We start from the raw sequence: 24,955 nt of genomic DNA on the forward strand, positions 1-24,955 counted from the left end.
AGCGCGCAAGCCTTGCCATAGAGCCCTGTGTTGGGTGACTCTCTAGTCATGTCCCAGTCATGTTTTGTAACTTTTCCAGGGGTAGCGATATGACCACCAGCAACCTGCTCACCGAGCTGTTTCCCGCCTCCGCCACCGAGATTCCCGAACCCTTCCGCCTGGGCGCGCCCATTGAACAGCGTGACTACCTGGTGGACGGCCAGTTGCACGTGTGGAACGGCCCGCTCGCCAAGGTGCAGAGCCCGGTACAGTTCGGCGAAGAACGCGTGCACATCGGCAGCACCCCGCTGCTCGACGCCGACACCGCCCTCACCGCCCTCGACGCCGCCGTGCGCGCCTACGACCGTGGCCAGGGCGAATGGCCGACGATGCGCGTGGTTGATCGCATCAGGCACGTCGAAGCCTTCTTACGCCGTATGCGCGAACAGCGCGACGCGGTGGTCAAGCTGCTGATGTGGGAGATCGGCAAGAACCTCAAGGACTCGCAGAAAGAGTTCGACCGCACCTGCGACTACATCACCGACACCATCAATGCGCTCAAGGAACTCGACCGCCGCTCCAGCCGCTTCGAACTGGAGCAGGACACGCTCGGCCAGATCCGCCGCGTACCGCTGGGCGTAGCGCTGTGCATGGGGCCGTATAACTACCCGCTGAACGAAACCTTCACCACGCTGATCCCGGCGTTGATCATGGGCAACACCGTGGTGTTCAAGCCGGCCAAGCTCGGCGTGCTGTTGATCCGCCCATTGCTGGAAGCCTTCCGCGACAGCTTCCCGGCCGGGGTGATCAACGTGATCTACGGCAGTGGCCGCGAAACCGTCAGCGCGCTCATGGCCAGCGGCAAGATCGATATCTTTGCATTTATCGGCACCAACAAGGCCGCCAGCGACCTGAAAAAGCTGCACCCCAAGCCCCACCGTCTGCGCGCAGCGCTGGGCCTGGATGCGAAAAACCCCGGTATCGTGCTGCCCGAGGTCGACCTGGACAATGCGGTGAGCGAAGCCGTCACCGGTTCGCTGTCGTTCAACGGCCAGCGCTGCACCGCACTGAAAATCCTGTTTGTGCATGAGGATGTGGTCGAGCGCTTTATCGAGAAATTCAACCAGAAACTCGCCACCCTCAAGCCCGGCATGCCCTGGGAAGACGGGGTTGCGCTGACACCCTTGCCCGAAGTGGGCAAGGTGGATTACCTCAACGGCCTGGTGGCCGATGCCGCAGCGCACGGCGCCCACGTGGTGAACCCCAACGGCGGTGTCAGTCGCGGCTCGTTCTTCTACCCCGCAGTGCTCTACCCGGTGAACCCGCAGATGCGCGTGTACCACGAGGAACAGTTCGGCCCCGTGGTGCCGATCGTGCCTTACCGTGACCTGGAAACCGTGATCGACTATGTGCTGGATTCGGATTTCGGCCAGCAACTGAGCCTCTTCGGCACCAACCCCGAGGCCGTCGGCACGCTGGTGGACACCTTCGCCAACCAGGTTGGGCGCATCAACATCAATGCCCAATGCCAGCGTGGGCCGGACACCTTCCCGTTCAACGGGCGCAAGAACTCGGCCGAGGGCACGCTGTCGGTGCATGACGCGTTACGCGTGTTCTCGATCCGTACCCTGGTGGCGACCAAGTTCCAGGAAAGCAACAAGGCGCTGGTCAGTGACATCTTGCGTAATCGTGACTCAAGCTTCCTGACAACCGACTACATCTTCTAAGAAGCATGCTGATTTAAATGTGGGAGGGGGCTTGCTCCCGATAGCGGTGGGTCAGTCAGCCTATCTGTTACTGAGAGACTGCTATCGGGGGCAAGCCCCCTCCCACACTTGAACCGCGTACGCCCTGACTTTTGAGGCCACTTTAGTACCGATGAGCCTGCCCCTGTTCGCCCGGCGCCTGCTGCGCCCGTTGCTCGACCCGTATCGGCGCTATCGCCATGCCAAGCTGATCCACGCCGTGCGCGTGTCCATCGGTTTGCTGGCAACCATCCTCCTCACCACGGGCATCAACCTGCCCCACGGTGAGTGGGCGTCGGTGACCATGCTGATCGTGATCGGCGGGTTGCAGCACCACGGCAATATCGGCAAAAAAGCCGTGGAGCGGGCCTATGGCACCTTGATCGGCGCGAGTGTCGGCCTGGCCTTGGTGGTGCAACAGGCTTGGCTGGGCCAGCCGCTGCTGACCTACCTGCTGATGTCGGTGGTGTGCGGGTTCTTTTCTTATCACGCCATCGGCAAGGGCGGTTATATCGCGCTGCTGTCGGCGATCACGGTATTCATCGTCGCCGGCCACGGCGACAACCCGATCTCCGATGGTTTGTGGCGCACCGTGGATATCCTGATCGGCATCGTACTGGCGCTGGCGTTCTCCTTCGCCCTGCCGCTGTATGCCGTGTATTCCTGGCGCTACAACCTGGCCAGTGCGTTGCGCGACTGCGCGGCTATTTACAGCCGGATCATCAATGGCCAATCGGTCACCGATGATGAACACCTCAAACTGCTCAATCGCTTGAACGCCGCGATGGTGCAACTGCGCTCGCTGATGCCGTCGGTGTCCAAGGAGGTGCGGATCTCCATGACCGAGTTGGACGCGATCCAGCGGCATCTGCGCATGTGCATCAGCACATTGGAGATCTTGGGCAATACGCGGCCGGACCCACGGGATGAACAGGCGATGGCGCGGATGCAAATAATGTTGAAGGCCGAACACCGGCAGATCCGCGTGCAACTGGTGGGGATGGCGCGAGCATTGAAATCCGGGGTGACGGAGCGGTTGGAGCGGGAGGGGAATAGCGCGGTCGCGGAGCCTACTCTGGTTACACCGATTTACACTGAGTTGGATGGGTATCGGTTGTTGACGATGCAGTTGGCAGCGAATGTAGACACGATGCGTTTACGTTTAGGGCAGTGCGCAAAGCGCTGGAAAATCTGACAACTTTGCGCATCTCCAAGCAAAAAAGAGAGGTTCCCGACTTGTCGTGAACCTCTCTCCTCTGTGCCTTTAACGCCCTATCCCGCTACCTGAGCCCGACACCAAGGAAATGATCTCCAATGACATGGTCCTTGCCTGCCAATATTTCTCCCGTATTGATATTCAAGCCGTAGTAGTAGTTGGTGAAGAAAAAACTGTGGGAGAAGGTCGATGTCCAATAGAGCCCATTGCCCATCGGCCACAAATAGCCGAAGACCTGATGCAACTCACGGGCTTCATCAAGGCTCGGCAACCGTGCCCCGGCGTTATTCGCGGAGGATCGGATGTTGCCAAGCGTACTGCGACCCAAACCGACACAACGTACTGCCTGGCTTGCATACACGGTGTAACTACGGACTTGTGCAGGCACCGACGAGTCTCGCACACTGATTACCGCACTGCCGTTGCCGCGCATGGTGGCATAGCCCGTATTGGCGTCAACGTGCACGACGCCAGCATTGGAGGTTGAGTACAAATATGGCCTCGTCCCCCCGCTTGCCACGCGCTGAATCGAATTCCCGGGGCCGAAAATGGGCAAGACGTTAGGGTAACCGTCCAAAAAGTAGGTCTTCCTATTGAAGTAAACAGCCGAGGAATCAAAGACCAGGGCCGTGGTGTGAGCAATCCTGTACTGAGTCGGCGGGAAGACGACCGCCATTCCCTTATCATTCTGCCGATTAAAGTTAACGAGGGGGTTGATCGTCACCGTGCCATTGTTCGGCACAGTCATCAGCCAACTGCGCAGCACCGTGATATTGGCAAAACCGTTGGTGGCTTCATTCTCGGAAACCCGATGTTCCACCAGTAGATTCTGCGTCACCGCGCCTGGCGCCGCCAAGGTCAGCCAGGCAACTTGATCTTTGGCGCTGTAAGGCCACTTGATCATCCTCAGCATGGCATCGCCCGTTAAACTGGCCGGGTTTATGGATCCCCCATTCGCCACATTGTTGATCAAAGCCCTAGGCAAACTGGCCTGTGGAATTGCCTGAACATGCACCATCTGCACTTCCGACGAACCTTCCCCGCCTCGACCCAATATCACTTCATACTGCAACTGGATCGTGGTGTGGATACTCACGCCGACCAACTCATTACTGACGTTGAACGTCACCGTGCCACCGTCCAGGCCTGGCTGCGTGCCGACTTCAACCGGAACACCATCAGCACCGATCCAGTACAGCGTAATCATGTCGGTCCCACCCTGGTTCATATTGGGGTAGGTCACCAGCACCTGGCATTTGTTCTCGACGGTGATCGGGCTGATAACGACTTCCGGCCCACTGGGCGGCGTCGAATACTTGATTTCCGCATGGGGGAATTCGTTAGGCTGCGTCTGGACCATATGGTGGCGGGTTTCAAACCACACGATATCGGCAGGGTTGTTGGTGTGATTGAAGGTTACCCCGAAGTCAATGGTGAATGGCGTCCACTCTTTCAAACGGCGCAGCCGGCTTACCGGTGTAAACGGAGCAGGCCCATTGTTGACATCCGCTACCGAGACCTCGCGGCCGACATAAGTTTCTTCCAAATAGGCAGCGTCGGTATCCAGGGTGCCTTCATTACGCAACCACATACGCTGATTAATCTCAATATATGGCCAGGGAGCAACTCGGGTCTGGTCAAGGTCATCCAACTTCGGTATCTCGAGAATCGCACTTTCACCGATGCTGTCGATTGTCGCTCCAGGCAAATGACTCAGCGTGAGCAGGTTCAACGTAAGTACCGGCGAGTCGGTGGGAACGCCATTGCGGATAACTTTGAAAGACACGTCAATATCTCGTCCCTGGGGGTGGATATTGAAACCAATTGCAGAGGGCGGAACGATGACCTCGACAAACGTGTCCCCCCGGTTGGCGTCCTTGCTTTCAAAGTGCGTCCCGGCACCCGACAGACCACGCCAGCAGACCTCGACCTGATCGCCGTCCTTGGGGTGCTCGTAGCGACACCGAACGGTAGCCCCCGAAATCGCAACCAAACGGGGATCGAGTTCATCCGGCCCTGTTGTAGCCTCCACCACTTCAGGTGGAAACAACTCGCCCAACGCCCGGCCTATGGTGTAGGCCTTTTCTTCGGACAACTCATCAACACCATATCGCCGGCGCACATAGCTGACACGGAGTGTGCCATCCAGGTTGTCGTCAATCAGCTTTTTGGGGACATCCGCCAGGAAAGGGTTGGAACCAACCGCCAGCACATACTCAATCGTGGTGCTTCCCGTCACCGAGCCCACATACTTGATGATGACTTCATCTCCCGCCCTGAATTCCGCGCGAGCCTCAAAGGTGGCGACACTGCCCACTGTGGCGGGATCAATATTGTTCGTGACATCCGCCTCTTGGATACTCGGCGCAACCAGCGTACGCGCCGGCCGGCCGATCTGGATATATCGACGTTCGGATTCACGTACAGTGACCGGGCCAGTAACCAGGTAATAGACGCGAGTACGGAGCAGGCCTTCAAATCGCGCATATTGCGCGTTTAAAAAATCGCGGAAGCGGGGATGGACACCCGCCGCCCGGTGACTGAACACACGCTCCACGCTACCATCCAGGTGTTCACCCAGAATATTGACTTGCAGATCGTCGCCCGAATTGCCTGGTGCATAGTCAGGCATTGCTACGGTGATAAGACGCAAATCCGGTTCGACAAATGGCCCATGTCGTTGAAGCACGTCAGGCTCGGGCAACGTGTGGCGAACGCCCGCGACCGCATAGACAGTTGGCCGTGAAGGCAACATTTCTCTTTCCCTGACGTAGGAAATTCTCAGCGTACTCTGGATCAATGACCGGACAATCGCATTGCTAATTGAGAAATCGTTGTAGCTGGCCAGCATCACGGGCAGGCGAAAACTGTAGCTGACCTCTTCCCCCTCTGGCGTGTTGCCCATCACCGTCCAGATAAGGTGATCCCCCGCGACGAAGGCCGGATGATTTCTGCGAATGAATACAGACCCGGTAGCCGGCAACCCATGCAATGAGTCGGCGTCCAGAATCAGTAAATCAGGGTCCGCCTCGATAATCTCTGGTTCCTCCAGAAGGGTAGTACTAAGGACGACCTCGACCGGGACCGGCTTGCTCCAGCGATGGCATGGTCCGGATTCATCGAGCACTTCGTCATACAAGTAGAATTGCACGACAAAATGGCCGTCCCCGACGGCGCTCAGAAAATCGGGGGTGATGAGAAAGCTCAGGTCACGCCCGACTTCGCCTGGCAGGATGGGTGAGAGTTCAAAACGGTGGTTGCCCCAGTAAAACATCACCAGATCATTGACACGCATATTGGCCCACGCACGAATAGTGACATCCACACCCCGTGAGGCAACGACGCTGTCAATAATCGTGTGGGAAAGCGTAAAGGTGAGGCCCGTGTGATAAGTGCCATCACAATTCCCTTCCCCACCTGGCAGGGTATCCAGTATCAGGATTCGTTGGCGCTCTGAAGTACTGACCGTACCGGCGCCGACCCGCCGCACCTCTCCATAGACGTCGTCGACAAAATGCAGTAACAAGCTCGACCTGGGAATGACCAGAAAGAATCGTGGGTCGCTTTGATTGGCCAGGGTGACTTTGTCACTGGCCATCAGAATGCCGTTCATCCAAATTATAAATTCGTCACCCGCACGGCATTGAGTCCAGCGCTCGAACGCGTAAGTCAAGCCACGCGTGATATGGCGACGGCCAATACCGTAAGCCACTCCCACCACAGGGATGACCGACATAGGGATCGTGTAGGGAGATTCCAGGTCCTCAACGACCCTGGGTGGATTCGGCGGAGTACGTGGGACGCGCTTTTTTTTTGCCGAGGCGAGCGGTTTTTCCGCCGCTTTCTTGATGGTATCAGTGCCGGCTGGTTCTTCCGTTGATTGTGTTACAACGGTTTTTTTAACGCGGGTGGGTTTGGTCGCCATCGTCAGTCTCCTGGGCAGGGAATCGCCAGGAGAAATCAAACACCTTGGGACGACCCTCGGTAACCTGTGAGAAATGACAGTCCCGACAAGTGGTCGTAAGTCATGCACAAACTTCACACTTTTTCTTACATATTTTTCACGCTTTATTCACATCTGCGGCCGTAGTGTGAAGCCTCATCCGTTACAAACGTTGCACATCAAGCCCGCCGCCCCAGCGGGCTTTTTTTGCCTTGGATTTGACCTAGCCCGATGCCTTGGCGGCGGGGGTTGCCGCTTGTTCGCGGATGGCCCGCTGGGTATCCAGCACCTTGGCCAGCGCGGTTTCCGCTTCCGGGCTCTGCTGCGGCACCCGAATCGCCGCCGACACCAGCGTGATCAACTTAGCCATCACTTCCGCATCCGTGGCCGGGCGACCCAGGCTCATGGAGTTCATCAGCAGGCGCAGTTCAGTGCCGGCCATCACCCCGGAAATCGCCTTGAGCGCAAATTGCAGGCGCACCCCCAGTTCGTTGCGCGGCAGGTCCGGCAAGGCCAGGGCAAAGGCTTCGAAGAAGCGCTGGAACACCGGCTGGTAATGCACCTTGAGGTATTCCTGGATAAACGGCGAAGTATCGCTGTAGACCCGGCCCAGGAAACGAATGAACGAGCGCCCTTCCCCGCTGGCCGGATCGCTGCGCTCCAGGCCCATGGCCGGCGCGAATAGCACACCAAGCAAGGTGTCGCAGTCCAGCGGCCCGTCGGCTTCGGCCTCACAGCGCGCCAGCAATTCCAGGCGCTGCTCGTTGAGCGGTTCCAGGCGTTGCTTGAGCAGGGTCTGCATCAGGGAATCCTTGTCCCCGAAGTGGTAGTTCACGGCAGCCAGGTTGACCTGGGCACGCTCGGTAATCTGCCGCAACAAGACCGCGTCATAACCGTATTTGATGAAGAGAGCCTCTGTCGCATCCAGCAGTCGAGTCTTGGTAACGTTTGGAGCGCTGAGTTTCTTCGCGACCATAAGAGTTCCACGGGGGAAATATTGTTTTAAAAAATAATTTGATTTTTTTATACCGGGGCGGCCAATCGAATGCAAGCAGCGACACTGCGTAATGCTATCAAAAGCCTGTATAAATGGGGCTATCGGGGCGAGTCCAAGGTATTTTCAAAAGGCTGGACCAGCCCACCAACAAGTCATTTCAAAGCGTTAAACCGCTCTACATCCATGGCTAGCGGAGCCGATGGAAGGCGGTTACTATTCAAACAATATTTTAAAAACAAGAAATAAAACCAGTCCGTGACGCGTACCAGACAGCTCCCGAACTTGTTACAAAGATTTACGGGCGCATGGCGGCACCGTCGAGACTGCAGGCGTAGTCATGATGACACAGACCCCCGCGCACCCAGGCTTGATTTCCCTGCAAGGCATCGGCAAACGCTATCAGCTCGCCGGGCAGGAACTGTCCATTCTCAATAATGTGTGCCTGTCCATCGCCAGCGGTGACAGCTGCGGCATCCTGGGTGCGTCCGGCTCCGGCAAAAGTACCCTGCTCAATATCCTGGGCCTGCTCGACTTGCCCAACGGCGGCCAATACCACTTTGCCGGCCACGATATTTTCAGCGCCACGCCCGATGAGCTCGCCGCCCTGCGCAACCAGCAAATCGGTTTCGTGTTCCAGAGCTTCAACCTGCTGCCGCGCCTCAGCGCCGTCGACAACGTCGCCCTGCCCCTGAGCTACCGGGGCATATCACGTCATGAGTCGCTGGAGCGCGCCCTGCACATGCTCGAACAAGTCGGCCTGGCCGAACGCGCTCACCATCGCCCCGCCGACCTCTCCGGCGGCCAGCGCCAACGGGTGGCGATTGCGCGGGCGCTGGTCGGCAAACCCTCAGTGATTCTTGCGGACGAACCCACCGGCAACCTCGACAGCACCACGGCCCAGGAGATCATGGACCTGCTCCTGGCGCTCAACCGCCAACAACAAGTGACGCTGATCATCGTCACCCACGACGCCCACATCGCCGAACGCCTGGAGCGCAAGATCCTGGTGCGCAACGGTACGGTGCATGAGGCCGGGCGCCTATGAGCCTACGGGTCGAACAGAGCTTGAGCCAACTGCTGCATGAAGCCTTCGTCAGCCTGCGCACCTTGGGCAAACGCTCGATCCTGGCCTTGCTGGGCATCGTCATCGGCAGCTCGTCAGTGGTGGCATTGATCAACATCGGCCATAACGCCGCCACCGACGCGGCGATGATCTTCAAGGACATGGGCACCGACACCCTGGTCGCCCAGTTCCCGCCCAAAGGCAACAGCAACGCAGCCATGCGCGCCAGCCTCGACCTTGAGGCGGTGCGCCAGGCAGTGCCAGGCATTGCCCATATCGGCGCGCTCACCTTGTTCAGCGGGCTGCTTGTGTTCCAGGGGCACGCCGTGAACGCCAACTTCGTCGGCATTACGCCCGACATCCAGGACGCCATGCGCCTGGCCGTGCGCGACGGGCGCTTCCTGTCGAGTTTCGACACCAATGAAACCTACGCCGTGATCGGCGACTCGTTGGCCCAGGCCCTCAGCCAACCCGGCAGCCCGTTGAAACTGGGCGACCGCGTACGCATAAACGACTACCTGTTCCTGATCGTCGGCATTTTGCACAGCCAGCCTCGCGCCATGCTGATCCCGGTTCAGGCCAATGAATCGCTGTTCATCCCCGCCGAAGGCATGCGCCGCATCTATGCCACCCCGCAAATCGGCAGCGTGATCATCCGCGCCGCCGCCGGCCAGGATATGGAACGCATTGCGCGCGACGCCGCCACCGCCTTGCAACGCCAACTGGTGGACCACGACGTCGACATCCAGGTGCCCCAGCAAATGATCGATGGCATGACCCGGCAAAGCCGCACCTTTGCTTATCTGTTGCTGGCGTTGGGGGCTATCTCCCTGGTCGGCGGCGGCGTGGGCGTGATGAACGTGATGCTGATGAATGTGTCGGAGCGCCGCCGCGAGATCGGCATCCGCATGGCCTTGGGCGCGCGGCAGCGGGATATCCGCAACCTGTTCCTGCTGGAAGCCGTGACTCTGACGGCCGTCGGCGCACTCTGCGGTGCGGTGCTGGGCATGACTGCCGCCTGGCTCTACGCCTGGCTGTCGGGCTGGGCATTTTCCCTGGCGGTCGCCGCCCTGCCCCTGGGCGTCGGCAGCACCTTGCTGGTGGGGTTATTCTTTGGCATCTACCCGGCGGTCTCGGCCTCAAGGCTGCAGCCAATGGAGGCCTTGCGCGATGAGTAAACGGCTATGTCAATGGCTCGGGCTACTGACACTGGTGAGCTTGCCGGTGATGGCCACCGACGTGGTGATCAACCCTTCGGCCCCCAGCACCACCCGCAGCGGTTACGATCGCGGTGTGTCACTCAAGGCCCAGGTCACCGCCATCACCCTCGGCGATGCGGTGTACCTGGGCCTGCGCAATAACCCGGCGATCCGCAGCGCCTACCTGCAACGGGTGGCGCAGAAGTTCGACTTGCGCGTGGCCGAAGACACCTTCAACCCCAAGCTCACGCTCAACAGCTATTACCGCGCCACCCGGGGTTCGGCGGACAACGCCCGCAACGCCAACCTGGCACCCAATGCAACCTTGCTCGGTGAGTACGGCACCCGGTTGAGCATGAACTGGACCCAACAACTGAACAACGCCGATCGCGCCGGCCGCTACCGCCGTGACGGCCTGGACCTGTCGATCATCCAGCCGCTGATGCGCGGCGCCGGCTGGGACGCCACCACCGCACCGTTGCGCCTGTCGCGCCTGGCGGAACAGGCCAACCGCCTGAACCTCAAGGCCACCGTGGCGCAGACCATCAGCCAGATCATCGCCACTTACCGCGACCTGCTGCGCGCCCAGGAGCAATTGAGCATCGTGCAGGACGCGCTCAAGCGTTCCGGTACGCTGCTGGAGGTGAACAAGGCGTTGATCAGCGCCGGGCGCATGGCCGAATTCGAAATCGTGCAGACCGAAGCCGATATCGCCACCCAACAACTGGGCGTGGAAGAGGCGCAAAACCAGCTCGACACCAGCCGCCTCGCCTTGCTGCGCTTGCTGGCCCTGGACCTGTCCACGCCGATCCGTGCCAGTGAAGCCCTGGAAGCCAAACCGATGAGCATCGACCGGCGCCAGGCGTTCAACCTGGCGCAAACCCAGCAACCGGAATACCTCGCCGCCTTGCTGGGCAGCCAGCAGGCGGACTTGAACCTGGTCATCGCCAAGGACTCCGGGCGCTGGCAGGTCGACCTGGTCGCCGGGGCCAACCAGATACGCGACGCCTACAATAATAGTGACAACGGCAATACCAACCAGCGTACCTGGGACAGCTACGCCGGAGTGCAGGTGCAGATCCCCATCGGCGATATCAGCACGCGCCAGGCCGAAGTGCGGGCGCGGGTGAACGTGGAAGACCAGGAGATTCGTATCGCCGACGCCCGCCAGGAACTGGAGCGCAGCGTCAACGATGTGGTGCGCGACCTCGGTACCCGCTGGCGCCAATATGAAATCTCCCAGCGCGCCGTGGAACTGTCACGACGCAAAATCGAGATCGAACGGGAAAAACTCAGCGCCGGGCGCTCCACCAACTTCCAGGTGCTGAGTTTCGAGACCGACCTGCGCAACGCCGAAAATGCGCAGCTCAACGCCCTGATCGCTTATTTGAACGCCCAGACCCAGCTCGACTTGACCCTGGGCATGACGCTGGAAAGTTGGGAAATCGCCCTCAATGACTACTAACAAGAAGTACCTGATCGGCGCCGTACTGGTGCTGCTCCTGGCCGGTGCCGGGGTGGCGCTGCGCAGCCCGGGCGCCGACGCGCCCGCGCCCACCGAGCAGTGGCTGGCGGTAAAGCCGGACCCGCTGGTGCACCAGATCGGCCTGGTGGGCAAGATCGAGCCTGACACTACCGTCACCCTGACGGCGCCCTTCGACGGCAATGTCCTGGCCAACCTGGTTGAGCAAGGCCAGCGCGTCGAAGCCGGCCAGGTGCTGCTGCGCATGGACCCGGCCACCCTCGAAGTGCAACTGCGCGATGCCCTCTCCCTCCAACTCAAGGCGCGGCGCACCGTGCAGGAAATGCAGGACTGGGACAGCAGCCCCACCGTCAGCCGTGCCCGTCGCAGCCTGCGCACCGCCGAAATGACGGCCGGCAACACCCAGCGCAAACTCACGGAAAGCGAGAACCTGTTCAAGCGCGGCATCATCCCGCGCAACGAGCTCGATGACCTCAAGCAACAGGCCCAACAGCAGCAGTTGGACCTGGTCGCCGCACGCAGCGAATTGCAACAAGCGCTGGACCAAGGCAAGGGCGCCTACCGCCAGATCGCGGACATGGAGTTGACCAACGCCACGGTGAAATACGAGGCCCTGCACACGCTGCTCGACGGCCAGGAGGTCAAGGCACCGTTCTCCGGCATCGTGGTGCCGGCGCCGGGCAGCAACAGTTCACCCCAGGGCGGCAACACCAACAATACCCCGGTGCAGGCGGGCAGCAAGGTCAGCCAGGGCCAGGTGCTGTTCGGCCTGGCCAATATCGAACGGCTGAAAATCGTCGCCAAGGTCTCCGAGCTGGACATCAACCAACTGCACCAGGGCCAGGCGGTGGAAGTGATGGGAGACGGCTTCGATGGCGAGCGGTTGACGGGGTCCGTCAGCGTGGTCAGCGGGTTGGCGATTGCCAGTGATAACCAGGGCAGCGCGCAGTTTCCGGTGACCTTGTCGATTCCCAAGCTGACGCCGCAACAACTGCAGCGTGTGCGCTTGGGGATGAGTGCGCGGTTGACCATCGTGACTTACAACAATGACCAGGCGATGGTGATTCCAAGCCAGGCGATCGAGCCGGACAGGACGGTAGCGTATCGGGCGGCGATGGATAAGCCGGTGGAGCGGGTGACGGTGACCACCGGGCAATCGACTCCGCAAGGTGTGGAGGTGTTCGGGCTCAAGCCTGGATTCGTGAAAATCCCAAAATAAATGAAGATCTACTGTGGGAGGGGGCTTGCTCCCGATAGCGGTGTGTCAGTCACAGAGTTTAATCTGAACCACCGCTATCGGGAGCAAGCTCCCTCCCACACTTTTAGAGCTTTGCCAATTTATAAGCCAACGCTTTAGCCTGAATCGCCACATCCGTCACCGCCGTGCTCTCCCACCACATGCCGCGTAACGGTGGCCCCATGGCGAACAAGCGCCGGCTGACGTGGCCCTGGGCATCCAGTACCGCGCCCGACGCATCCGCCGCAATCCCCAAGGCCAGCGGCCCAGGGCGAATCAATCCGCGCTTGAGCAACTGCTGGGGCAACGGCCGGGCCACGCGGCGCCAGTCGTATTCGATGCCGCTGGAGTTGATCAACGCAGCGCCCGAGACCTGGATTATCCCCTGCTCACCCCGGCGGCGCACCGCAATGGTCACGCGCTCATCCACAGTCACCAAGCCCTTGAACGACGCAGCCTGAATGCGCAACCGCCCCTCGCCTTGCAAGCGCGCCACCAACTGCGCGCTCAATGGCGGCGAGCGGTGGTGATGGCTTTCCCACCAAGGCCGCACGTGCCGCACGAACTGCCGTTTCTCGCGCTCGCTGGCCTGGCTCCACAACCGACCGATATGCGCTCGCACCGTGTCCAACGGGGCTTGCCAATCGATGCCCTCGTGCAGTGCGATCCGGCATTGGCGACGCACCTCGCGCAGCAACTGCCGAGGGCTGCGCAGGCCGGGGTCGGCCGCCAGGAAGTCGACCCAACTCGGCGGCTGCCGGCGCACATGGGGCAGCAGCCCATGGCGCGAGAAAATCTCGATCGGCCCACGATGGCCGGCCTGCTCCAAAGACACCACCGCATCTACCATGGTCAGCCCGGAACCGATGATCAGCACCGGTGCGTGCGGATGGATGTGGCTCATGGCTCGCACGTCCCAAGGGTCCACCGCCGCCGCGTTCAAGCCGCTGGACTCGGTCTGCGGTGTGCGCGCCGCCGGGAACATGCCGGTGGCGAGGACCGCGAACGCACCGCGCAGTTGCCGGCCGTCATCCAGAGTGACCACGGTGGAGGCGTCCTCGACTTGCAGGTCGACCACTTCGGCGCGCACATGCTCCACCGTGGACGCGGACCGCGCCTTGGCTTCGGCCAACCGCTGCTGCGCGTACACGCCGAAAATACCCCGTGGCGGAAATAGCTCGCTGATCGGCACCGCTTGCTCGGCCGACTCCGGCCAGCCACCGGCGCCGATATAGTCAGTGAGCCACTCGGTCAGGTCATCGGGGTTGTCCGGGTCGACGCTCATGCGTGCGGCGTTGCCGTTCAGGGTATGGCCCAGCTCGACCGCGCTGTAGGCCTCACCCCGGCCCAGTTCGGCACGCGGCTCGATCACCCGTATCTGTCGCTGCCCAGGCAGGCGCAACAGTTGCACCGCCAGCATCGTACCGCTCAAGCCGCCGCCGACGATCAGTACATCGGCGTCGCGCAAGGATTCACTCATGCCCATAGGCCCTTATTGTTTGCCCAGATAGATAGCCTGCAGGTCACCCCGCGCCATCAACTCGGTGGCGCTGCCACTCAAGGCTACCCGCCCAGTCTCCAGTACGTAACCCTGGGACGCATAGTTGAGAGCGACATTGATGTTCTGCTCGGCGATCAAAAAACTCACCTGCTGCTCGCGATTGAGCTGCGCGATGATCTCGAAGATCTCTTGTACGATCATAGGCGCCAAACCCATCGACGGCTCGTCAAGCAGTACCAAAGTAGGACGGGTCATCAACGCCCGGCCGATGGCGACCATCTGCTGCTCGCCGCCCGAAGTGAGGCCGGCGCGGGTGTAGCGCTTGGTCTTGAGGCGTGGGAACCAGGTGTAGATGCGCTCCAGGTCGTGCTCCAGGTCCCGCCGGCTCAGGCGCCGCACGAAACCGCCGCTGCGCAGGTTGTCTTCCACCGTCAGTTGGCCGAACACATGGCGACCTTCCAGCACATGCACCATGCCCTGGCGCACACGCCGGCTGGGGTCGATGTCGGCCAGGTCAAGCCCGGCATACTCGATGGCCCCACGGCTGACCTCGGCGCGCTCGGCCCGCACCAGGCCCGAGATGGCCTTGAGCGTGGTGCTCTTGCCCGCGCCATTGGCGCCGAGCAAGGCCACGATGGCGCCTCGGGGCACCTGCAGCGACACCCCGGCCACCGCCAGGATCGCGCCGTCGTAGATCACCTCGATGTCCTTGACGCTTAACAGTGACGGGCTCGCGGGTGCAGCGGCGGGCTGGCTCATGGTTTATTCATCCCCGGTGCAGGTGCGTGGTGTCAGGCCTTTTTCCTTGGCGAACGCGGCGGACTTTTCATCGATCAGCGGGCGCAGCAACGCACGGTCGGCGGCGATCCAGTCGCTGATCAGCGTCCAATGCGCGCCGTCCCATTGCTGCACCCGCGCCGAGCCGCCGCCTTCGTGGTCGCGGCACGACAGCTTGAGGTTCTGCATCAGGCCCAGGTAGCCCATGTCTTTCAAGCGGGCATCGTCGATGTTCAGGTGCTCCAGCCCCCAACGGCCTTCTTCGCCATTGAGCGGGCGCTTGCCGAACCTGGCCTGGGCGGTGCGGATCGCTTCCACGGCCACGGCGGCGTTCACCAGGCCGGAGTTGTAGTAGACGCTGCCGAAGTTGTTCAGGTCCTTGAGGTCGCTGTGGCCCTTGTCGAGGATGAACTGCTTGAGGCGTTTGTGGATGTCGAAATCCGCCCCGGCCGGATACGGCGTGAGGGCCAGGTAACCCTTGGCGGCAGCGCCTGCGGGCAGCACATCTTCGCTGGAACTGGCCCAGATATCGCCGATGATATGGTCGACAGGAAAGCCGAACCGCGCCGCCGTCTTGACCGCCACCGGCGTGGACACGCCCCAGGTGCGCAGGAACACCCAGTCCGGGTTGGCCTGGCGCACCTGGCGCCATTGCGCCGATTGTTCATTGCCCGGGTCGGCGACCGGGATCTGGATGTTTTCAAAGCCATACTTGTCGGCGAGCAGCTTCAACGGGCCGAGCGTTTCGCGCCCATAGGCCGAATCGTGATAGACCGTGGCAATCTTCTTGCCCTTGAGTTTGTCGAAACCGCCTTCGCGCTGGGCAATGTAGTTCACCAGGGTCGACGCCTCGCTGTAGAAGGTCAGCATCACCGGGAAGTTGTAGGGGAACACCGTGCCGTCAGTGGCTTCGGTGCGGCCGTAGCCGAGGGTGATCAGCGGGATCTTGTCCACCTCGGCGCGCTCGCTCAGGGCATACGCCGCGGGTGCGCCGTTGGGCTGGTACACCGCGACCGGCGCACCGTCCAGGCCATGCTTGAAGCGCTCGTAGCACTCGATGCCCTTCTCCGCCGTCCATTCGGTCTCGCACTCCTGCCACACCAGTTTCACCCCGTTGATACCGCCTTCGACCTCGTTGATATAGCGCAGGTAATCGATCATCCCCGCCCATACCTGCACGCCGCTGGAGGCATAGGCACCGACGCGATAGGTCGCCAGGGGAATGAATTGCTGGTCCGCCGAGGCCAGGGCCTGGGGGATGGCGCCAGTCAATGTGGCAAGCGCAAAGGCAGCGCCGGCCAGGGAACGTTTGAAGGTTGCACGCATGGGGATTCTCTTATCGGTTCAGAAACGTAAAGGCCACTGACGCAGCCGGTCGCGCAGGTTGCCCAGCAGGCGAATCAAGCCCTCGGGTTCCTTGATCAGGAACACGATGATCAACACGCCAAAGATGATTTTCTGCAGGTTCTGCAACTGCCCCGCATCCACCGCCCCACCGAACAGCGCCTGCCCGGCATGGCTGAGGAAAATCGGCAGCAGGCTGATAAAGGCCGCCCCGACGAAATTGCCGGCGATGCTGCCCATGCCACCGATAATGATGATGAACAGGATCTGGAACGAACGGTTGATATCGAAGCTGCCGGCACTGGCCGTGCCCAGGTAGGCAAAGGCCCACAATGCCCCGGCGATGCCCAGGTAGAACGAGCTGACGGCGAACGCCAGGCGCTTGTAGCGCGCCACCGCAATGCCGACCACGGCAGCGGCGGTGTCCATGTCGCGGATCGCCATCCAGTTGCGGCCAATTTGGCTACGCACCAGGTTGACGGCGGCCCAGGTCAACAGCAGCACCGTCACCAGCGTCAGCAGGTAGCGGCCCAGCGGCGTATTGAGGTCGTGGCCGAACAGCGCCAGCCTGGGCGCGGAAATAGTCCCGGAGGAGCCGTAGTTGTAGAACCAGGGGAATTTGACGAACAGCCACTCCAGGAAAAACTGCGCGGCCAAGGTGGTGACCATCAGGTAGAAGCCCTTGATTCGCGAGCTGGGCAGACCGAACAGCAGGCCGACCAACGCGCTGATAATCCCACCGCCGAACAGTGCCACCGGCAAGCCCAACTCGGGCAGGCGCAGCAGAAAACCGTAGGTGGCAAATGCACCGACGGCCATGAACCCGGCGGCGCCGACCGAGGTTTGCCCGGTGTAGCCGGTCAACAGGTTCAGGCCCAACCCGGCCAGCGACAGCACCAGAAAGGGAATCAGGATCGCATTGAGCCAATAGTCATTGCCCCACAGCGGCACCACCACAAAGGCCAGTACCAACAGGCCGATCCAGCCCCACGGGAGGCGCCGCTCAGTCAGCAACAGCGGCGCGGTTTCTTGAACAACCGGTATCGACATGGGTTCAGACTCGCTCGATGGCGCGCTCGCCGAACAGGCCGGCGGGGCGGATATACAGGAAGGCCAAGGCCAGTACGTAGGCAAACCACGGCGTGATACCGCCACCGATCCAGGGGCCGATGTACACCTCAGCCAGGTTCTCCGCCGCGCCGACAATCAACCCGCCGACAATTGCCCCACCGATCGAGGTGAAGCCGCCGATAATCAGTACCGGCAGCGCCTTGAGCACCACCAGCGACAAGGAAAACTGCACGCCCTGCCGGGCACCCCAGAGCAACCCGGCGACCAGCCCGACAATGCCCGCCACCGCCCAGACAATCTGCCAGATCCGGTTGAGGTTGATGCCGATGGACAGCGCCGCCGTGGTGTCATCCGCCACCGCGCGCAGCGACACGCCCATGCGGGTTTTGTTGAACAGCAGCGCCAGCACCGTCACCAGCACGACGGCAGCGGCCGCCGCGACCAGGTCGAACTGGCTGAGCATCAGCGGCCCGACGAACAGCGGCACGTCGTCGATACCCAGGTCGAGGGCGCGCACCTGCGAGCCCATCAAGCCCTGGGCCAGGCCCTCGATAATGAACGACAGGCCCAAGGTGGCCATGAACAGGGTGATCTGCGAACGGTTCACCAGCGGTCGCAGCACCAGGCGCTCGATCAGCCAGGCGCCGACGACCATCACCAGCACCGTCAACAGCAATGCCAGGGCAAACGGCACGCCCTGATCGTGCAGGCTGACGAAGGTCAGCGCGGCAAACAGCAGCATCGCGCCCTGGGCGAAGTTGAACACGCCGCTGGCCTTGTAGATCAGCACAAAGCCAATGGCGACCAGCGAGTACATCGTGCCGGCGAGCAGGCCGCCGAGCAGGGTTTCGAAGAAGAACGTCATCAGTGTGCAACTCCCAGGTAGGCCGCGATCACGTCAGGGTCAGCCTGCACCTGGGCCGGTGTGCCGTCGCCGACCTTGCGGCCGTAGTCGAGCACCACCACATGGTCAGACAGGCCCATGACCACGCCGATGTCATGTTCGATCAACACCACGGTGGTGCCGAGGTCGCGGTTCACATCGGCAACGAAGCGCGCCATCTCGCGTTTTTCCTCGGCATTCATACCGGCCATGGGTTCGTCGAGCAGCAGCAGGCTAGGCCCGGCGATCAACGCCCGGCCCAGCTCCACGCGCTTTTGCAGGCCGTAGGAGAGGTTGCCCACCAGCACCTCGCGATGGGCTTGCAGGTCAAGGAACTCGAGGATGCCCTGGGCGCGCAGCCGGAACGCCTCGGCCTCACGTCGTGCGCGGGGCAGGCTCAGGGCTTGTTCGATAAAGGTACTGCGCATGTGCCGCGACAGGCCGGTGAGCAGGTTGTCGAGCACGCTCATCTTCTTGAACAGCGCATTGTTCTGGAAGGTGCGGCCAATGCCCCGGCGGGCTGCATCCAGGGGATCGATACGGTGAAAGGCGTGTTGCTCAAAGACGATTTCACCGGCATCGAAGCGATATACGCCGTTGAGCACATTGAGCAGCGAGCTTTTACCGGCACCGTTGGGCCCGATCAGCGCACAGATCTCGCCGCGTTGCACAGCAAAGGACAAGGCGTTGATGGCCTTGACGCCTTTGAACGACAGCGAGACATCGCGTACCTGCAATATGGCCTGGCTCATGCAATCTCCCGCTTGAATTCAGCCAGCCATGTCGGCTCGACGCTGGTTTTGAGGGGTTGCCAGATATAGGCCAGGCGCTGGAAACCAAGCAGCCTGCGCACGCGGTTTTTCAACACACGGCGCAGGCCGCTGTGCGGATGCGCGATAGCCCACTCGCACAGGCGTCGACGCCAGGTGCCGAGGGGAGCCAGACGGCTTTCGATCTCGTCGGCCAGGTGTTGCAAACGCGCAGGCGACAGCAGCAAGCCGGTGGGCGCCACTTCGCGGCGATCACGGCGGGCCGAAGCCGGGCTTTCCGGGAAGGCCAGGCCATGGCCGCTGCTTAGCCAGTGTTCCAGCACCACGGCGAGCCCCCCTGGCCAGTCGGTGCCCTCCTCGCTCCACAGCACGGTTTCACTCGTCGGTTGCCACCAGCGCTGCACGTGTTGCGCCGGGTCGACCGGGCCAAGCAATTGAGCGAAATCCAAGCGTTGGGTGGACGACCAATGTCGCGCCTGCCGACGACTGTGCACATAGCCATGGGTAGGACGGATACGCCACAGTTGTTGCTGCAACACCTCGGGAGCCAGGTCATCGGCGATGGACAGCACCGACGCGCCGACAGACTGGGCCGCCAACGCCAGCAGCAACAGGTTGGGCTCAAAAGCACCGCTGAGAGCCAGCCGCGACTGCTCACCGAAACCCTGTTGGCGCAAGCCGTCGGCCAGGCGCTCGACATCGCGCAAGGCATCGATCCAGCGCCAGGCATACCACTGGCCCTGGCGCTTGTGACGCAGGGCGGTTTGCAGCGGAGTGACCTGCGCCCAGTGCTGCAGTTGTTCCAGGGCGTGGGGCAAATGACCGAGCCATTCGGCAGGCCATTCCAGGGCCAGCGGGCGTTTGAGTTCGTGCACGCTCATAGGGACTACTCCTATTAGTGGTTAAGCGTGCGGTGGTCCGCTGGCTGAAGGTCAAGGTGGGTGGTGTCAGGTAACTATCTGTTGCTGACCCACCGCTATCGGGAGCAAGCCCCCTCCCACCCTTGGTTTGTATAAGCCCGATAAATCGCGATAGCCGGCGCCGGGATGGTTCGGCGCCAACCGCGCGCCTTCGCCAAACAACTTCTCGCGCAAGGTGCCTTGGGCATATTCGGTCTTGTACACGCCGCGCTTCTGCAACTCCGGCACGAGCAGGTCGACGGCGTCGATAAAGGTTTCGTGGGTCAGCGCATAGGCCAGGTTGAAACCGTCTACGTCGGTCTCTTCGACCCATTCCTGCAGCAGGTCGGCGACGGTTTGCGGGCCGCCGACGAACAGCGGGCCAAACCCCCCGATGCCGACCCAGTCCGCCAGTTCATGGGGCGTCCAGACCTTGTCCGGATCGGCCGTGGAGAACGCTTCCACCGCCGATTGAATCGCGTTGGTGTGCACATGCTTGAGCGGCTCATCCGGTTTGAATTGGCTGAAATCGATACCGGTCCAACCGGAGATCAGCGCCATCGCGCCTTCGTAGCTGACATAGGTTTTGTATTCATCGAACTTGGCTTTGGCCTTCGCATCGGTCTCGCCGACGATCACCGTCTGCAGATTGAAAATCAGGATTTTCTTCGGATCACGCCCCGCTTCGGCGGCGCGGCGGCGGATGTCGGCGACGGTCTTTTTCAGCAGCACCTTGGACGGCGCGGCCACGAACACGCATTCGGCCTGCTCGGCGGCGAACTGCTTGCCACGGCTGGATGCACCGGCCTGGTAGAGCACAGGCGTGCGCTGTGGCGAGGGTTCGCACAGGTGAATACCGGGCACCTGGAAGTGCTTGCCGACATGGCGGATCTCGTGGATTTTGCTCGGGTCGCTGAAAATCCGCCGCTCGCGGTCACGCAGTACGGCGCCCTCCTCCCAACTGCCTTCCCAGAGTTTGTAGCAAACCTGCAGGTATTCTTCGGCGTAGTCGTAGCGTGCATCGTGTTCGGTCTGGGCTTTCTGGCCGAGGTTCTTGGCACCGCTTTCCAGATAGGAGGTGACGATGTTCCAGCCGATACGGCCCTTGGTCAGATGATCGAGGGTCGAAAGCCGGCGAGCAAACGGATACGGGTGCTCGAACGACAGCGAGGCGGTCAGGCCAAAACCCAGGTGCTCGGTGACCAGCGCCATCGGCGCGATCAGCGACAACGGGTCGTTGACCGGCACCTGCGCCGCTTGGCGGATCGCCGCGTCGCCGTTGCCGTTGTAAACATCGTAGATACCCAGCACGTCGGCGATAAACAGGCCGTCGAACTTGCCACGCTCGAGGATTTTCGCAAGGTCGGTCCAGTACTCCAGGTCCTTGTACTGCCACGAGCGGTCCCGAGGGTGCGCCCACAGGCCGGGGGATTGGTGACCCACACAGTTCATGTCGAAGGCATTCAAGCGAATTTCCCGGGCCATCAATGCACTCCGTTGAGGTGGAAATTGCCGACCACCTGATATTTCCAGCGCAGCGGGTCATCGAGGGTCGATGGCAAGGCGGTGCGCTGGCCGGTCAGTTCGAATTCAGCGTTGCTGGCGGCAATCAGGGCTTCGGCGGCGGCGATTTGCGCTTCGGTCAACGCGACCGGGCTGGGATGGGTTTCGGCGCGTTCAAGCAAGGCCGCGGCGACATCGACGCGGATCTGCAAATCACCGAAGCGGCTGATCACGTAAGGGTCATCGCTTTTCTCGACATGGCGTCGGGTGCTTTCGAGCAATTGCCGCGCTTGATTCAGAACGGGGTTCGGTGCAGTCATGGGTAGGCTCCTCAGTTCCAGGCGTGGCGGGCAGGCTTCACGCCGTTAAGCACAAAATTGCCGATCAGGTGGTATTTCCAGCGGGCCGGGTCGTGCAGGGTATGGGTGCGTGCATTGCGCCAGAAGCGGTCGAGGTTGTGCTTGGCGGTGACCGAGCGGGTGCCGGCCAGTTCGAAGAGTTTGCTGCTGGCGAGCAATGCGGTTTCGGCGGACAGGACCTTGGCCTGGGCAACCACCAGCGAGGCATTGGCTACGGTGTCTTCATTCGGTTCGGCCAGGGCCAGGTCGACCGCGATACCGGCCTTGGCGAGGATCGCTTCGGTACCATGCACACGCCACTGCAGGTCGCCGATGGCGGCGATGGTGAACGGGTCTTGCCAGCCGTGGTCCTGCTGGCTGTCGATCCATGGGCGCGCCTGGCGTGCGTAGATTTTGGCTTGTTCAAGGGCGCCCAGGGCAATGCCGGTGTCGACGGCGGCCTGGATGATCTGCGAGATCGGGCCGCTGGCGGTGGGTTGGTCGAACGCCTGGTGTGCGGGGATCACCGCGCTCAAGGGCACACTCACGCCATCGAGGGTCACGCCGCCGCTGGCGGTGGTGCGCTGGCCAAAGCCGTCCCAATTGTCGATGACGCTCAGGCCCGGTGCATCACGTTCGATAAGCGCAATAAACGCCTGGCCGTTTTCGTCATTGCCGACGGTGGGCACCAGGTGCGCAAACAGTGCGCCGGTGCAATAGAACTTCTCGCCATTGATTTGCGCGCGGTCGCCGTGGAAACGGATCTGGGTATCGAAAGTGCCGGCATTTTTGCTCTTGGCTTCGGAGAAAGCATTGCCGAAGCGGTAGCCCGCCAGGACCTTGCCGAAGTAATGCCGCTTTTGCTCCTCTGTCGCCGTTTGCACCAGGATATCCACCACGCCCAGGTGGTTCTGCGGGATCTGCCCCAGTGACGGGTCGGCGGCGGAGATCAACTTGATCACTTCGGCCACGGTCACATAGGACACTTCGGCGCCACCGTAGGCTTTAGGCACGGTGATGCCCCACAGGCCGCTGGCAGAGAACTCGTCGAGTTCGGCCACCGGCAAGCGACGCTCACGGTCGCGCGCGCTGGCGTCAACGGCAAAACGTGCGGCCAGGCGCGTCGCCACCTCGATGGCTTCGGCGTCCGAGCGAATGATATGGGCAGGGTGTTGAGGGTGGGCTGACATGGGCCGACTCCAGGCTCCGATGGGATGACCTGTGCAATTGCAGGAGTCGTGCCTGAATTTAATCGCCAATAAAATCAGTAGCTTGCTAGCAAATCAGCGCTATGGGGGCGTGTTTCAAACCAGCAAAGTGCCCAGGCACTGTTGCCTGGCGAACAGTTAGATCACCACGGTCCGAACGAAGCACACGGCCACATCACCCTCATTGCGATAGTGGTGGGACTGGCGGCTGGCGAACATGTAGAACTCGCCTGCGGCAACGTGCTTTTCTTCGTCATCCAGAATCAGGGTCAAGGCCCCTTCATACACAAACAGTTGCACGCTCCAGCCTTCCGGGTCCGGTTCGGGGCTGTAGCGGTCACCGGGCTCCAGGCGCATCTCCCACAATTCGACTTCGCGCCGGGCGTTGGCCCTGGCCAGCAGCACGGCCTTGCTGCCGGGGATATCGCCGGCCCAGGCCAACTCGTTGATGCGGCTGTGGTCGCCCGCATCCGGCGCCTGGATCAGGTCGCTGAACGCCACCTCCAGCGCTTCGGCGACACGGTCCAGGGTCGACAGGCTGACATTCTTCTCCCCCGCCTCGATGGCCACCAGCATGCGCCGGCTGACCCCGGACTTTTCCGCGAGCGCGGTCTGGCTCAGGTCGGCGGCGTGGCGCAGGCGACGAACGTTTTGGCTGACGTGTTGCAGGACCGAAGCCCGTTGCGGATTTTCTTTGTGCACTATATTGCTCAATTGGTAGGTGTGCGCAGTATACTGCCCAGCGTGCGGCGCATTGTGCGGTCCGTGCCTTTCCCTTGCAAGACCGAGCCGCCATGACCTCCTCGAACGTTTCCCCGCGTTTCAACCGTTTCAGCAAAGCCGAATGCATCCTGGTGCTGATCACCATGATCTGGGGCGGCACCTTTTTGCTGGTGCAGCATGCCATGACCGTCAGCGGTCCGATGTTTTTCGTGGGGTTGCGATTTGCGGCGGCGGCGCTCGTGGTCGGTTTCTTCTCATTGCGTACGCTGAGCGAGCTGACCCTGTTTGAATTGAAGGCCGGCGCCTTCATCGGCACCTCGATCATGTTCGGCTATGGCATGCAGACCATCGGTTTGCAGACCATCCCCAGCAGCCAGTCGGCCTTTATCACGGCGCTGTATGTGCCCTGCGTGCCATTGTTGCAGTGGCTGGTGCTCGGTCGGCGTCCAGGGCTGATGCCGAGCATCGGCATCATGCTGGCGTTTACCGGGTTGATGCTGCTGACAGGCCCCAGCGGCGCCTCGCTCAACTTCAGCCCCGGTGAGATCGCCACGCTGATCTGTGCAATCGCGGTGGCAGCGGAAATCATCCTCATCGGCGCCTATGCCGGGCAGGTGGATGTGCGTCGCGTCACCGTCGTGCAACTGGCCACGGCGTCGCTGTTGTCGTTTCTGATGGTGGTGCCGATGGGTGAAGCGCTGCCCGAGTTCTCGTGGCTGCTGCTGTTCAGTGCCGTCGGCCTGGGCTTGACCAGTGCGATCATCCAGGTGGCAATGAACTGGGCGCAACAGAGTGTTTCGCCAACCCGCGCCACCTTGATCTATGCCGGTGAGCCGGTGTGGGCCGGCGTGATCGGGCGCATCGCCGGGGAGCGCTTTCCGCCGATTGCCATGTTGGGGGCGGCATTGATTGTGGTGGCGGTGATCGTCAGTGAGTTGAAGACCAAGGGGCAAAAGGCCATCGACCTGGCAGATGAAAGGGAACAGGAGCAGCAGGGCTAAGGTCCGACACAATGCCAAATGGGAGTTTTCGGCCTACCTTGTAGGATCCTGCCACATGTTGCCGTTTGGTGATCA

Annotated in this window: 20 protein-coding genes; 7 read left to right on the top strand and 13 right to left on the bottom strand. The window is 61.5% G+C overall.

The window, feature by feature from the left end; translation table 11 throughout:
• Positions 1-89 precede the first annotated feature (89 nt).
• Together DK870_RS21990 and DK870_RS21995 are read left to right on the top strand one after the other, a co-directional pair.
• Positions 90-1,706 (top strand): NADP-dependent glyceraldehyde-3-phosphate dehydrogenase, encoded by a 1,617-nt coding sequence (locus tag DK870_RS21990; RefSeq protein WP_090370222.1) that lies wholly within the window; start codon positions 90-92, stop codon positions 1,704-1,706.
• A gap of 151 nt (positions 1,707-1,857) precedes the next feature.
• Positions 1,858-2,919, top strand: coding sequence for an FUSC family protein (locus DK870_RS21995; RefSeq protein ID WP_161549672.1), 1,062 nt, complete (start codon positions 1,858-1,860; stop codon positions 2,917-2,919).
• An 85-nt stretch (positions 2,920-3,004) separates the two neighbouring features.
• Here the strand turns inward: DK870_RS21995 and DK870_RS22000 are convergent, their stop codons facing one another.
• A complete protein-coding gene (locus DK870_RS22000) occupies positions 3,005-6,865 on the bottom strand; it encodes a hypothetical protein (RefSeq protein ID WP_218580607.1) in 3,861 nt (1,286 codons plus the stop codon).
• Positions 6,866-7,106: 241 nt separating this feature from the next.
• Positions 7,107-7,859 (bottom strand): TetR/AcrR family transcriptional regulator, encoded by a 753-nt coding sequence (locus DK870_RS22005; RefSeq protein ID WP_104994154.1) that lies wholly within the window; start codon positions 7,857-7,859, stop codon positions 7,107-7,109.
• Between the two features lie 358 nt (positions 7,860-8,217).
• Here DK870_RS22005 and DK870_RS22010 point away from each other — a divergent pair, with 358 nt between their 5' ends.
• Genes DK870_RS22010 through DK870_RS22025 form a run of 4 tightly spaced genes read left to right on the top strand, consistent with a single transcriptional unit; the run spans position 8,218 to position 12,844 of the window.
• The gene (locus DK870_RS22010; RefSeq protein WP_161549673.1) at positions 8,218-8,925 is read left to right on the top strand and encodes an ABC transporter ATP-binding protein; all 708 of its coding nucleotides are present in this window, start codon (positions 8,218-8,220) and stop codon (positions 8,923-8,925) included.
• The gene (locus tag DK870_RS22015) at positions 8,922-10,121 is read left to right on the top strand and encodes an ABC transporter permease (RefSeq protein ID WP_161549674.1); all 1,200 of its coding nucleotides are present in this window, start codon (positions 8,922-8,924) and stop codon (positions 10,119-10,121) included. The genes DK870_RS22010 and DK870_RS22015 overlap by 4 nt, the downstream gene beginning before the upstream one ends.
• Complete coding sequence (locus DK870_RS22020; RefSeq protein WP_161549675.1) at positions 10,114-11,607, top strand: TolC family protein; 1,494 nt, start codon at positions 10,114-10,116, stop codon at positions 11,605-11,607. The genes DK870_RS22015 and DK870_RS22020 overlap by 8 nt, the downstream gene beginning before the upstream one ends.
• Complete coding sequence (locus DK870_RS22025) at positions 11,597-12,844, top strand: efflux RND transporter periplasmic adaptor subunit (RefSeq protein ID WP_161549676.1); 1,248 nt, start codon at positions 11,597-11,599, stop codon at positions 12,842-12,844. Before DK870_RS22020 ends, DK870_RS22025 begins: the two co-directional genes overlap by 11 nt.
• 103 nt (positions 12,845-12,947) lie before the next feature.
• On the opposite strand, the gene DK870_RS22030 is transcribed toward DK870_RS22025, so the two are convergent.
• The 11 genes from DK870_RS22030 to DK870_RS22080 form a co-directional block, all read right to left on the bottom strand.
• Positions 12,948-14,342, bottom strand: a complete 1,395-nt coding sequence (locus DK870_RS22030; protein WP_060756928.1) for an FAD/NAD(P)-binding protein — start codon at positions 14,340-14,342, stop codon at positions 12,948-12,950.
• A 12-nt stretch (positions 14,343-14,354) separates the two neighbouring features.
• Positions 14,355-15,122: an ABC transporter ATP-binding protein gene (locus DK870_RS22035; protein ID WP_161549677.1), complete on the bottom strand. Its 768-nt coding sequence runs from the start codon at positions 15,120-15,122 to the stop codon at positions 14,355-14,357.
• A gap of 3 nt (positions 15,123-15,125) precedes the next feature.
• The gene (locus tag DK870_RS22040) at positions 15,126-16,466 is read right to left on the bottom strand and encodes an ABC transporter substrate-binding protein (protein ID WP_060756690.1); all 1,341 of its coding nucleotides are present in this window, start codon (positions 16,464-16,466) and stop codon (positions 15,126-15,128) included.
• Positions 16,467-16,484: 18 nt separating this feature from the next.
• Positions 16,485-17,534 carry a branched-chain amino acid ABC transporter permease gene (locus DK870_RS22045; RefSeq protein ID WP_161549678.1) on the bottom strand — a complete coding sequence of 350 codons (1,050 nt, stop codon included), beginning with the start codon at positions 17,532-17,534 and terminating at the stop codon, positions 16,485-16,487.
• 4 nt (positions 17,535-17,538) lie between these two features.
• Complete coding sequence (locus tag DK870_RS22050) at positions 17,539-18,420, bottom strand: branched-chain amino acid ABC transporter permease (RefSeq protein ID WP_060756692.1); 882 nt, start codon at positions 18,418-18,420, stop codon at positions 17,539-17,541.
• Positions 18,420-19,190, bottom strand: a complete 771-nt coding sequence (locus tag DK870_RS22055) for an ABC transporter ATP-binding protein (RefSeq protein WP_161549679.1) — start codon at positions 19,188-19,190, stop codon at positions 18,420-18,422. The genes DK870_RS22050 and DK870_RS22055 overlap by 1 nt, the downstream gene beginning before the upstream one ends.
• Positions 19,187-20,089 (bottom strand): AMP-binding protein, encoded by a 903-nt coding sequence (locus DK870_RS22060; protein WP_161549680.1) that lies wholly within the window; start codon positions 20,087-20,089, stop codon positions 19,187-19,189. Before DK870_RS22060 ends, DK870_RS22055 begins: the two co-directional genes overlap by 4 nt.
• A gap of 66 nt (positions 20,090-20,155) precedes the next feature.
• Positions 20,156-21,592, bottom strand: coding sequence for an LLM class flavin-dependent oxidoreductase (locus tag DK870_RS22065; RefSeq protein ID WP_161549681.1), 1,437 nt, complete (start codon positions 21,590-21,592; stop codon positions 20,156-20,158).
• Entirely contained in the window at positions 21,592-21,930 is a 339-nt protein-coding gene (locus tag DK870_RS22070; protein WP_090370192.1) for an acyl-CoA dehydrogenase, read from the bottom strand. Before DK870_RS22070 ends, DK870_RS22065 begins: the two co-directional genes overlap by 1 nt.
• Before the next feature lie 11 nt (positions 21,931-21,941).
• Positions 21,942-23,138 carry an SfnB family sulfur acquisition oxidoreductase gene (locus DK870_RS22075; RefSeq protein WP_161549682.1) on the bottom strand — a complete coding sequence of 399 codons (1,197 nt, stop codon included), beginning with the start codon at positions 23,136-23,138 and terminating at the stop codon, positions 21,942-21,944.
• 156 nt (positions 23,139-23,294) lie between these two features.
• On the bottom strand, positions 23,295-23,858 hold the full coding sequence (locus DK870_RS22080) for a helix-turn-helix domain-containing protein (RefSeq protein WP_060756698.1): 564 nt from the start codon (positions 23,856-23,858) through the stop codon (positions 23,295-23,297).
• A gap of 92 nt (positions 23,859-23,950) precedes the next feature.
• Between DK870_RS22080 and DK870_RS22085 the strand changes: the two genes are divergently transcribed.
• Positions 23,951-24,880, top strand: coding sequence for a DMT family transporter (locus tag DK870_RS22085; RefSeq protein ID WP_060756699.1), 930 nt, complete (start codon positions 23,951-23,953; stop codon positions 24,878-24,880).
• Positions 24,881-24,955: the final 75 nt, after the last annotated feature.

The sequence above is a fragment of the Pseudomonas sp. Q1 genome (genome assembly GCF_009935975.1).
Taxonomy (GTDB): Bacteria; Pseudomonadota; Gammaproteobacteria; order Pseudomonadales; family Pseudomonadaceae; genus Aquipseudomonas; species Aquipseudomonas palleroniana.

Coding starts and splice junctions, on each gene's coding strand:
- DK870_RS22075 (WP_161549682.1), bottom strand. CDS start 23,138: ATGTCAGCCCACCCTCAACACCCTGCCCATATCATTCGCTCGGACGCC.
- DK870_RS22030 (WP_060756928.1), bottom strand. CDS start 14,342: ATGAGTGAATCCTTGCGCGACGCCGATGTACTGATCGTCGGCGGCGGC.
- DK870_RS22065 (WP_161549681.1), bottom strand. CDS start 21,592: ATGGCCCGGGAAATTCGCTTGAATGCCTTCGACATGAACTGTGTGGGT.
- DK870_RS21995 (WP_161549672.1), top strand. CDS start 1,858: ATGAGCCTGCCCCTGTTCGCCCGGCGCCTGCTGCGCCCGTTGCTCGAC.
- DK870_RS22050 (WP_060756692.1), bottom strand. CDS start 18,420: ATGACGTTCTTCTTCGAAACCCTGCTCGGCGGCCTGCTCGCCGGCACG.
- DK870_RS22070 (WP_090370192.1), bottom strand. CDS start 21,930: ATGACTGCACCGAACCCCGTTCTGAATCAAGCGCGGCAATTGCTCGAA.
- DK870_RS22000 (WP_218580607.1), bottom strand. CDS start 6,865: ATGGCGACCAAACCCACCCGCGTTAAAAAAACCGTTGTAACACAATCA.
- DK870_RS22020 (WP_161549675.1), top strand. CDS start 10,114: ATGAGTAAACGGCTATGTCAATGGCTCGGGCTACTGACACTGGTGAGC.
- DK870_RS22085 (WP_060756699.1), top strand. CDS start 23,951: ATGACCTCCTCGAACGTTTCCCCGCGTTTCAACCGTTTCAGCAAAGCC.
- DK870_RS22045 (WP_161549678.1), bottom strand. CDS start 17,534: ATGTCGATACCGGTTGTTCAAGAAACCGCGCCGCTGTTGCTGACTGAG.
- DK870_RS22040 (WP_060756690.1), bottom strand. CDS start 16,466: ATGCGTGCAACCTTCAAACGTTCCCTGGCCGGCGCTGCCTTTGCGCTT.
- DK870_RS21990 (WP_090370222.1), top strand. CDS start 90: ATGACCACCAGCAACCTGCTCACCGAGCTGTTTCCCGCCTCCGCCACC.
- DK870_RS22010 (WP_161549673.1), top strand. CDS start 8,218: ATGATGACACAGACCCCCGCGCACCCAGGCTTGATTTCCCTGCAAGGC.
- DK870_RS22015 (WP_161549674.1), top strand. CDS start 8,922: ATGAGCCTACGGGTCGAACAGAGCTTGAGCCAACTGCTGCATGAAGCC.
- DK870_RS22035 (WP_161549677.1), bottom strand. CDS start 15,122: ATGAGCCAGCCCGCCGCTGCACCCGCGAGCCCGTCACTGTTAAGCGTC.
- DK870_RS22060 (WP_161549680.1), bottom strand. CDS start 20,089: ATGAGCGTGCACGAACTCAAACGCCCGCTGGCCCTGGAATGGCCTGCC.
- DK870_RS22055 (WP_161549679.1), bottom strand. CDS start 19,190: ATGAGCCAGGCCATATTGCAGGTACGCGATGTCTCGCTGTCGTTCAAA.
- DK870_RS22005 (WP_104994154.1), bottom strand. CDS start 7,859: ATGGTCGCGAAGAAACTCAGCGCTCCAAACGTTACCAAGACTCGACTG.
- DK870_RS22025 (WP_161549676.1), top strand. CDS start 11,597: ATGACTACTAACAAGAAGTACCTGATCGGCGCCGTACTGGTGCTGCTC.